The sequence below is a fragment of the Specibacter sp. RAF43 genome (assembly GCF_052114065.1).
Taxonomy (GTDB): Bacteria; Actinomycetota; Actinomycetes; order Actinomycetales; family Micrococcaceae; genus Specibacter.
In genome coordinates, this window is the sequence record NZ_JBFREA010000072.1 from 1 (window position 1) to 434 (window position 434).

Genomic DNA, 434 nt, shown 5'->3' on the forward strand with positions numbered 1-434 from the left:
CTGGAGATTGACTTTAATGCCGTTGCGGAGGCCGCCGCGGCGGTGTTTGCGGAGAACGGCTATGAGGGCGTCTCCATTGACGCGGTGGCCGAAAAGCTCGATATTTCCCGGGCGACGCTGTACCGCACGGTTCCCACCAAGTCGCATCTGATGGGCATACTTTTCGAGCGGGCCACGGAGGAGCTGAATCTGTCTGCGACGGCGCTTGTGGCCCAGGACCGGGATCCGGAATCGACGCTGCTGGCCCTGATCCGGTTGCAGATCGGCACGGCTGTCCAGCTGCGCCAGTATATGAACGTCTTCTTTGGCGGTGCGGGCCTGTCTCCCGAGATGTATGCGAGATGGCGTGCCTGGACGAGGGACTACGAGCGGGTGTGGATCGGGGTGGTCGGCAGGGCCATGGATGCGGGCGTCATTCCCGTGGACGATCCTGT

Annotated in this window: 1 protein-coding gene; it reads left to right on the plus strand. The window is 62.9% G+C overall.

Going from position 1 to position 434, the window contains the following annotated elements; all coding sequences use genetic code 11:
- Positions 1–434 (plus strand): TetR/AcrR family transcriptional regulator (locus tag AB4Y80_RS16935; protein WP_442215500.1); only part of this gene is annotated, 434 nt, incomplete at both ends.